General features: G+C 68.7%; 7 protein-coding genes and 1 pseudogene. All 8 read right to left on the bottom strand.

What is annotated here, in order from left to right:
* Positions 1 to 134, bottom strand: a pseudogene (locus QH276_RS27435) (CoA transferase); the annotation flags it as partial.
* A 90-nt stretch (positions 135 to 224) separates the two neighbouring features.
* Entirely contained in the window at positions 225 to 1,109 is an 885-nt protein-coding gene (prmC, locus tag QH276_RS27430; RefSeq protein WP_280398403.1) for a peptide chain release factor N(5)-glutamine methyltransferase, read from the bottom strand.
* Between the two features lie 44 nt (positions 1,110 to 1,153).
* Positions 1,154 to 2,233: a peptide chain release factor 1 gene (gene prfA / locus QH276_RS27425; protein WP_280398404.1), complete on the bottom strand. Its 1,080-nt coding sequence runs from the start codon at positions 2,231 to 2,233 to the stop codon at positions 1,154 to 1,156.
* 101 nt (positions 2,234 to 2,334) lie between these two features.
* The gene (gene rpmE / locus QH276_RS27420) at positions 2,335 to 2,568 is read right to left on the bottom strand and encodes a 50S ribosomal protein L31 (RefSeq protein ID WP_280399662.1); all 234 of its coding nucleotides are present in this window, start codon (positions 2,566 to 2,568) and stop codon (positions 2,335 to 2,337) included.
* Between the two features lie 213 nt (positions 2,569 to 2,781).
* A complete protein-coding gene (gene rho / locus QH276_RS27415) occupies positions 2,782 to 4,773 on the bottom strand; it encodes a transcription termination factor Rho (RefSeq protein WP_280399661.1) in 1,992 nt (663 codons plus the stop codon).
* A 407-nt stretch (positions 4,774 to 5,180) separates the two neighbouring features.
* Entirely contained in the window at positions 5,181 to 6,158 is a 978-nt protein-coding gene (thrB, locus tag QH276_RS27410) for a homoserine kinase (RefSeq protein ID WP_280399660.1), read from the bottom strand.
* A gap of 2 nt (positions 6,159 to 6,160) precedes the next feature.
* Positions 6,161 to 7,222: a threonine synthase gene (gene thrC, locus QH276_RS27405; RefSeq protein ID WP_280399659.1), complete on the bottom strand. Its 1,062-nt coding sequence runs from the start codon at positions 7,220 to 7,222 to the stop codon at positions 6,161 to 6,163.
* A 101-nt stretch (positions 7,223 to 7,323) separates the two neighbouring features.
* Positions 7,324 to 8,595, bottom strand: coding sequence for a homoserine dehydrogenase (locus tag QH276_RS27400; RefSeq protein WP_280406940.1), 1,272 nt, complete (start codon positions 8,593 to 8,595; stop codon positions 7,324 to 7,326).
* Between the last annotated feature and the right edge of the window lie 4 nt (positions 8,596 to 8,599).

The following is an 8,599-nucleotide window of genomic DNA, read 5'->3' as shown; positions in this document are numbered from 1 at the left end:
GCGTCGTAGCCGGGCAATCCGCCCATCGGGCCGTCCACGCCGAAACCGGTGATCCGGCAGTAGATCATCGCGGGATGGCGTTCGCTGAGCACGGATTCGTAGTCGAAACCCCAGCGTGCCATGGTGCCCGCCTGTCCGACTCAACAATATGGCTCACACCCCCCGCGCGCCGAAGGCGCGCCAAAAAACACAGCCACCTTCGCCGGATTGCTCAACCCACATCTTCATGCATCGCGCGTTGGTATCACCGCGGCTACGAAACGCGGTTTGCCGGCGAGGTCGGGGTGTTCGGTGATGCCGCCGAAGCGTCCGTCCGCGGCAAGCAAGCGCGCCAGTTCCCCACCGTTGCTGTCGTCGTGTTCGATGGCGGCACCACCGCCCGGACGCAGGAGACGGCCGATCAGCGGGATCAGCGCGCGGATCACATCCAGTCCGTCCGGGCCGCTGAAGAGGGCGCGGTGCGGGTCGTGGTCGGCGACCTCGGGGGATAATTCCGCGCCTTCGGGGATGTAGGGCGGGTTGGCGACGACGAGATCCACGCGGCCGTTCAGATCCGTGAGCAGGCCTGGATCGGTGACATCGGCCTGGTGCAGGGTGATCGGCGTATCACCGGCCGCACTGCGCAGCTCCGCGTTGCGGCGGGCCCAGCGCAGGGCGTCCGGGTCCAGTTCCACCGCGTGCACCTCGGCGTCCGGGCGGGCGTATGCGATCGCCAAAGCCAGCGCGCCCGAACCCGTGCACAGGTCCACCACTATCGGGGTGTGGTCGTGCGGGACGGTTTCCAGCCGGGCCAGCGCCCACGCGAAGAGCAACTCGGTTTCCGGGCGGGGAACGAAGACGCCGGGGCCGACCTCGAGATCGATCTCACCCATCGACGCCTGCCCCGTCAGATGCTGTAGCGGAACCCGCTCGGCGCGGCGGGCGACCAGGGCGCGGTAGTCGTCGAGCTGTTCCGGGCCGATCAGCGGCGTGAGCAGCAGCCGTCCGCGTTCGACTCCCAGCACATGCGCGGCGAGCTGTTCGGCATCGGCGCGCGGGCTCGCCACCCCGGCCGCCCGCAGGGTCTCGATGGCCTCGGCGAGCACAGGCCGCAACTGCATACGGGTCATAGTTCGACTCTTCCGCATATGCGCCGGTTCAGCGGCGGGAACGGTTACTCCCGTTCCATCCGGGCGGCGCGGTCGGCGGTGGCGAGGGCGTCCAGCAGGGCGTCCATATCGCCGTTGAGCACGGAGTCGAGGTTGTGTGCCTTGTAGCCGATGCGGTGGTCGGCGATACGGTTCTCCGGGAAGTTGTAGGTGCGGATCCGTTCCGAGCGGTCGACGGTGCGGATCTGGCTCGCCCGGCCCTCGGCCGCCTCCTGTTCGGCCTGCTCTTCGGCCAATGCCTGCAGCCGCGCGGCCAGCACCTGCATGGCGCGGGCCTTGTTCTGCAGCTGGGAGCGTTCGTTCTGGCAGGTGACGACGATGCCGGTGGGCAGATGGGTGATCCGGACCGCCGAATCGGTGGTGTTCACGCCCTGGCCGCCCTTACCGGACGAGCGGTAGACGTCGATACGCAGATCGTTCTCGTCGATCTGCACCTCTTCGACCTCGTCGGGTTCCGGGTAGATGAGCACGCCGGCGGCCGAGGTGTGCACCCGGCCCTGCGATTCGGTCACCGGCACCCGCTGCACCCGGTGCACGCCACCCTCGAATTTGAAGCGCGACCAGACCCCGTCGCGCGCGGCATCGCGGCTCTTGATCGACAGCGTCGCTTCCTTGTATCCGCCGAGATCGGAGATCGCCGCGTCGAGCACTTCGACCTTCCAGCCGCGGCGTTCGGCGTAGCGGATGTACATGCGGGCGAGGTCGGCGGCGAACAGCGCCGATTCCTCGCCGCCCTCACCGGATTTCACCTCCAGCACCACATCGTCGCCGTCGTGCGGGTCGCGCGGGGCCAGCAGGTCGGCGAGTTGTTTCTCCAGTCCTTCGAGCTGCTCCTCGAGCCCCGGCACCTCCGCCGCGAACGCCGGATCGTCGGCGGCCAGCTCGCGCGCGGCCTCCAGATCGTCGCGGGTGGCGGCGAGCTTCTTGTAGGTGGTCATCACGGGCGCGAGTTCGGCGAACCGCTTCCCCACCCGCCGGGCCGCCCCCGGATCGTTGTGCAGCGCGGGATCGGACAGCTGGGTCTCCAGTCCGGCGTACTCGGCCAGCACATCGTCGATGGCGGACGGTGCGGTTTTCTCGGCCATGGAACGAGACTCCTACTCGAAGCGGACGACGCGGGAACGGCGGGCATAAAAAACGCCAACGCCCGGCCTGCAAGGGGCAGGACCGGGCGCCGGCGGGAAAGCTACTTGGAGTCGGCGTCGGCTTTCTTGGCGCGCTTGCCGTAGCGGGCCTCGAAGCGGGCCACACGACCACCGGTGTCCAGGATCTTCTGCTTGCCGGTGTAGAACGGGTGGCACTGCGAGCAGACCTCGACGGTGATATGCCCGGATTCCTTGGTGGAGCGGGTCTGGAACGTATTACCGCAACCGCAGACGACAGTGGTGTCGACGTAGGCCGGGTGGATTCCTGCCTTCATGGATGTCCTCTCGATATTGGTCGCCGGGTCGTTCGGATATTGCCGAACGTGAACCGGAACCGACTAAGGCGGGAGTCTGCGCGATTCGCAGACGCACGGCGGTCCAGTATGCCAGAACCTCCGACGCCCCTTGAAACACGCCTGCCCTTGCGTTTGTTCCTGGTCCGGACCGGGCAGAAAACGGGGGTCACCTCTCGGCGACCCCCGTCTCTGTCATTCGTCCAGAGCGCCCGGTGCGGTCTTGGAGACCTGCATCAGGAATTCCAGGTTGTTCTTGCTCTTCTTCAACCGGTCGATCAGCAGATCGATCGCCTGATGCGAATCCAGGCCCGACAGCACGCGGCGCAGCTTGTGCAGAACCGCGGCCTCGTCCGGGTTGAGCAGCAGTTCGTCCTTACGGGTACCGGACGGGTTGACGTCCACCGCGGGGAACACGCGCCGCTCGGCGATCTTGCGATCCAGTTTGAGCTCGGCATTACCCGTGCCCTTGAACTCCTCGAAGATCACCGTGTCACCGGTCGAACCGGTTTCCACCATGGCGGTGGCGATGATCGTCAGCGAGCCGCCGTTCTCGATATTGCGTGCCGCGCCGAGGAACCGCTTCGGCGGATACAGCGCGGTGGAATCGACACCACCGGACAGGATGCGCCCGGAGGCCGGCGAGGAGTTGTTGTACGCGCGCCCCAGGCGAGTGATCGAGTCGAGCAGGACCACCACGTCCTTACCCATTTCGACCAGTCGCTTGGCCCGTTCGATGGCCAGTTCGGCGACCGAGGTGTGATCGGACGGCGGCCGGTCGAAGGTGGAGGCGATGACCTCACCCTTCACCGAACGCTGCATATCGGTGACCTCTTCGGGACGTTCGTCGACCAGGACAACCATGAGGTAGCACTCGGGGTTGTTGATCGCGATCGCGTTGGCGATGTCCTGCATGATCGTGGTCTTACCGGCCTTCGGCGGCGACACGATCAGGGCACGCTGTCCCTTACCGATCGGCATGATCAGGTCGATGACCCGGGTCGTCAGCTTGTTCGGCGTGGTTTCCAGCCGCAGCCGCTGGTTCGGGTACAGCGGGGTGAGCTTGTTGAAATCGGGCCGCCGTTTGGCCGCATCCACCTCGGCACCGTTGACGGTGTCCAGGCGCACCAGCGGATCGAACTTCTGCCGCTGATTGGCCTGTTCGCCCTCGCGCGGCGCGCGCACCGCACCGGTGATCGCGTCACCGCGGCGCAGGCCGTTCTTGCGGACCAGGTTCATCGAGACGTAGACATCGTTCGGCCCGGCCAGGTAGCCGGAGGTGCGCACGAACGCGTAGTTGTCCAGGACATCGAGGATGCCCGCGACCGGCTGCAGAACGTCGTCTTCCCGGATCTCGGGCTCACGGGCCTCGCCGCCGCCCTCGCGATCGCGGCCGCGCCGCCGCTCACGGAACCGGCGACCCCGGCGGCCCCGGCCGCCTTCTTCGTCGTCACCGCCGCGATTGTCGGCGCCGCCCCGGTTGCCGCCGCGCTGGTCGCCCTGGTTCTGCTGGCCGCTCTGGCTCCGGTCGCGCCGGCGTTCGCCCTGGTCGGCGTCCTTACCGTCGGATTTGGCGTCGGCTTTCGCGCCGTCGCCCTTGGCCTCGTCGGCGCGGGGCTCGCCGGAATCCGCGGCGTTCTTGCCCTGCTGGTCGCGACCACGGCGCTGCCGGCCACGGCCACGCTGCCCGGAATCCCGGCCGGTGTCCTCGGCCTCACCGGATTTGGTTTCGGTCTTGGCCTCGGGCTTGGAATCGCCCGCGGCAGCGGCCCCGGTGTCGGTTTTCGCGGTGCCGTTGGTGGTGGCCGCACCGTTGGTGGTGGCCTGCGAATCCGCGGCCTTGACCTCGCCGGACCCGTTGTCGGTGCTCGTGGCGGCGCGCTCGGTCTCGGTCCGCGCGGGGGCGGGCGCTTCGGCCGGAGCGGCGGAAGCGGCGGCGGGCGCGGTGGTGGCGGGCACGGCCTCGGGCTGCGGCTGCTCCGCGGTTTTACGTTCCTTGGCAGCCTTCGCGCGGGTATTGCGCTCCGCGGCGGCGGGTCTACCGGCCTGGTTTTCCTTGATTGCGGCGATGAGATCACCCTTGCGCATACCCGAGGTGCCTCTGATTCCGAGTTCCCCTGCCAGTGCGCGCAACTGCGGCAACAACATTCCAGTCAGCCCCGATCCGATGTCGGTGTTTTCGCTCATCTTCGAAATCTGTCCGGAGTCACTTTCGCGCTTGCCCGAGGGTTCGGAGTCGGATTCCACCCCGGGTGTCGCGAGCAGGTCCGTATCTGTCACGGAGATCCTTTCCTTCCCTCGATGGCCGTGTGCTGTGTCGAGGGTTTCGTTCCGTAGCCCGAACGCAGTGTCGAACTCGGATTTGTAGCCGTATCGCCTGCCCCTCCGGGACCGGGTGCTTCGCCACCGCTGGAAAATGGTGGAAGAGATCATTCCAGTTCAGAGGCTGCGCGGCACCCCCATGGCATGGAGGCTCGAGCCTGGAGCCTGCTGGAGCGATTGCCCTGATGAAGCACCGGCGTCTGATGCGCGCGATGTACGGACTTGCCCAGGATAGCGGGCAACTACGAACCTCGGCAAGGCGGACGCGCCCGTCAGGCGATCCGGACGCCCTCCGCGAGGCCGGGCTCGAGTACCCGTAGGCCGTCCGCCGCGGCACGCGCACGCAGCTCGTCGGGGAAAGCGCTGGTCCCGAGTGCGAGCACGGTGGGGCCGGCGCCAGAAACCGTAGCCGCGATCCCGGCGGCCCGCAACCGTTCGATCCAGGCGGTGGTCAGCGGCAGCGCGGGTGCGCGCTGGGTCTGGTGCAGCCGGTCCGCGGTGGCGGGCAGCAGCAGGTCGGGTCGCTGGGTCAGCGCGACCACCGCCAGCGCGGCCCGGCTCACGTTGAAAGCCGCGTCGCGATGCGGCACCAGCTCCGGGAGCAGGCCACGGGTCTGCGCGGTCGAGGACCGGACCTCGGGAACCAGGACCACCGGGTGCAGACCGGGGTGCCCGTCGATCCGCACCGCGCGGTAGATCCGCTGCGGCGCAGCGATATCACCGATGGCCTCGGGGCCCGGCCCGGTCTCGGTCCAGGAGACGACGATTCCGCCGAGCACACTGGCCGCCGCATTGTCCGGATGACCCTCGAATTCGGCGGCGAGCTGCACCATCCGGTCGGTGTCGACGGCCAGGGCGGGATCGAACTTCGCGGCCAGCGCACAGCCTGCGGCGATCCCGCCGACCACGGCCGCCGCCGAGGACCCCAGCCCACGGGAGTGCGGAATCGCGTTCCGGCACACCACCTCCAGGCCGTCGGCCCAGACACCGGCCGATTCCAGGCCGCGTTCGATGGCGCGGACCACCAGATGCTGCGGACCCCAGGGCACCTCGTCGGCGCCTTCGCCCTCCACCCGGATATCCAGTCCGGAATCGGTGCTGCGCACCTCGATCCGGTCGTGGATACCCAGCGCCATACCCAGCGAATCGAAACCGGGGCCGAGATTCGCACTGGAGGCGGGGACTTCGATCGAGACTTCGAGCCCGGCGGGCAGCGTGGGGGCGGTGAGCCGGCTCTCGCGCGTATCCAAGGTCAGGCCAGTTCCAGTCGGGCGGCCACGGCCACCGGGTCGACCGCGACGGCCTGTACCTCGGGCATCCCGAGCAGCGCGGTATCGGGGTCCTTGAGTCCGTTACCGGTGACAGTGCAGACCACCTTGAGGCCGGGCTCGAGCCAGCCGTCGGCCCGGGCGGCCAGCACACCGGCCACGCTCGCCGCCGACGCGGGTTCCACGAACACGCCTTCCTTGGCCGCGACCAGCCGGTACGCCTCCAGGATCTCGTCGTCGGTGGCGGCGCGGAACGCCCCGCCCGACTCCTCCTTCGCCGCGACCGCGCCGTTCCAGGAGGCGGGCGCGCCGATCCGGATGGCGGTCGCGACGGTTTCCGGTTCCTTCACGGGGGCACCGTTGACCAGCGGCGCGGCGCCAGCGGCCTGCACGCCCAGCATCCGCGGCAGCGAATTCGTCACACCGTCGGCGTGGTATTCGCGGTACCCGCGCCAATAGGCGGTGATGTTGCCGGCGTTGCCCACCGGCAGCGCGTGTACATCGGGTGCGGTGCCGAGCACATCGCAGATTTCGAACGAGGCGGTCTTCTGGCCCTCGATCCGGGCCGGATTCACCGAATTCACCAGGCCGATGGCCGGGAAATCGGAGGTCACCTTGCGCGCCAGTTCGAGGCAATCATCGAAATTGCCCTCGACCTGGATCACCTTGGCGCCCAGCATCACCGCCTGGGCGAGTTTGCCCATGGCGATCTTGCCCTGCGGGATGAGCACCGCGCAGGTCATCCCGGCGCGGGTGGCGTAGGCGGCGGCCGAGGCGGAGGTGTTACCGGTGGAGGCGCACAGCACGGCCTGCTGGCCGCGATACTTGGCGTCGGTCATCGCCATGGTCATCCCGCGGTCCTTGAACGAACCGGTGGGGTTGGCGCCCTCGACCTTCAGGTACACCTCGCACCCGGTGAGCTCGGACAGGTATGGGGCGGGCACCAGCGGGGTGCCACCCTCGAACAGGGTGACCGGTTCCCAATCGGCCGCACCCGCGAGCCGATCCCGGTAGGCCGCGATCAGGCCGGGCCAGCGGGAATGCACTCCGGACTGCGGGGCGACGCCGGCGGGCCCGCTCCGCGATGCGGTTGGCCCACCCGTCACCCCACCGCCGCCCCTGACGGAATCGCTCCGCGATGCTGTTGTCATTCTTCGGTGCCTTCCAATCTCAGAACGCTGGTGACAGATGTGACGGATTCCATATCCGCGAGGGCGGCGACGGTTTCGGCCAGCGCCGACTCGGTCGCCAGGTGGGTCACCACAACGAGTCGCGCCCGGTCATCGTGCCCTTCCTGCCGGACGGTCGAAATACTGACCCCGTGCTCGGCGAACTTACCCGCTACCCGGGCCAGTACACCGGGACGGTCCTCGACCTTCAGATTCACGTGGTACCGGGTCGGGGTGTCGCCGATCGGGGCGATCGGCAGCGCGGCGTAGACGGATTCACCGGGGGCCCGGCCGCCGAAGAACTTGTTACGCGCGGCCATCACCAGATCACCCAGCACGGCCGAGGCGGTGGGCGCGCCACCGGCACCCTGGCCGTAGAACATCAGCCTGCCGGCGTTCTCGGCCTCCACGACCACCGCATTGAACGCCCCGTTCACCGAGGCAAGCGGGTGTTTGCGCGGGATCAGCGCCGGATACACCCGCACCGAGACCCGTTCCTTACCGCCCTCGGCCGGGCTCGGCTCCCCCGGACCGGCCGGGACCCGCTCGCAGATGGCGAGCAGTTTGACCGCACAGTTCACCGCGGAGGCGGTTTCCAGGTCCTCGGCGGTGATGGTGGAGATGCCCTGCCGGAACACATCGGCGGCCGTCACCCGGGTGTGGAACGCCAGCGAGGCCAGGATGGCGGCCTTCGCGGCGGCGTCGTAGCCCTCGACATCTGCGGTGGGATCGGCTTCGGCGTACCCGAGGCGGGTGGCCTCGGCGAGGGTTTCGCCGTAGTCCGCGCCCGTTTCGTCCATCGCGGAGAGGATGAAATTGGTGGTGCCGTTGACGATGCCGACGACCCGGTTCACCCGGTCACCGGACAGCGATTGGATCAGCGGGCGCACCACCGGGATCGCCCCGGCGACCGCGGCCTCGAAGTAGAGGTCGGCGCGGCTGCGTTCGGCGGCGGCGGCGAGTTCGCCGGTGTAATCGGCCAGCAGTGCCTTATTGGCGGTGACCACGGATTTCCCGGCATTGAGGGCGGCCAGGATCAGTGCGCGGGCGGGATCGATACCGCCGATGACCTCCACCACCACATCGACGTCGGGCCGGGCGACGAGTTCCTCGGCGTCGGTGGTGAGCAGTTCGGCGGGCAGGCCGCGGTCGCGGGGCCAGCAGCGGGCCCCGCCCCCCCGCCAAGTAACCCGGGGCCCCCCCCCGGGCAGGAGATAGTAGGCGGGGTAGGGCAGGGTACGCCCCCCCACCCCG

Source organism: Nocardia carnea (assembly GCF_029869215.1).
Taxonomy (GTDB): Bacteria; Actinomycetota; Actinomycetes; order Mycobacteriales; family Mycobacteriaceae; genus Nocardia; species Nocardia carnea_B.
The sequence above is the reverse complement of the archived record's forward strand: the minus strand, read 5'-3'. Positions and strand labels throughout refer to the sequence as shown.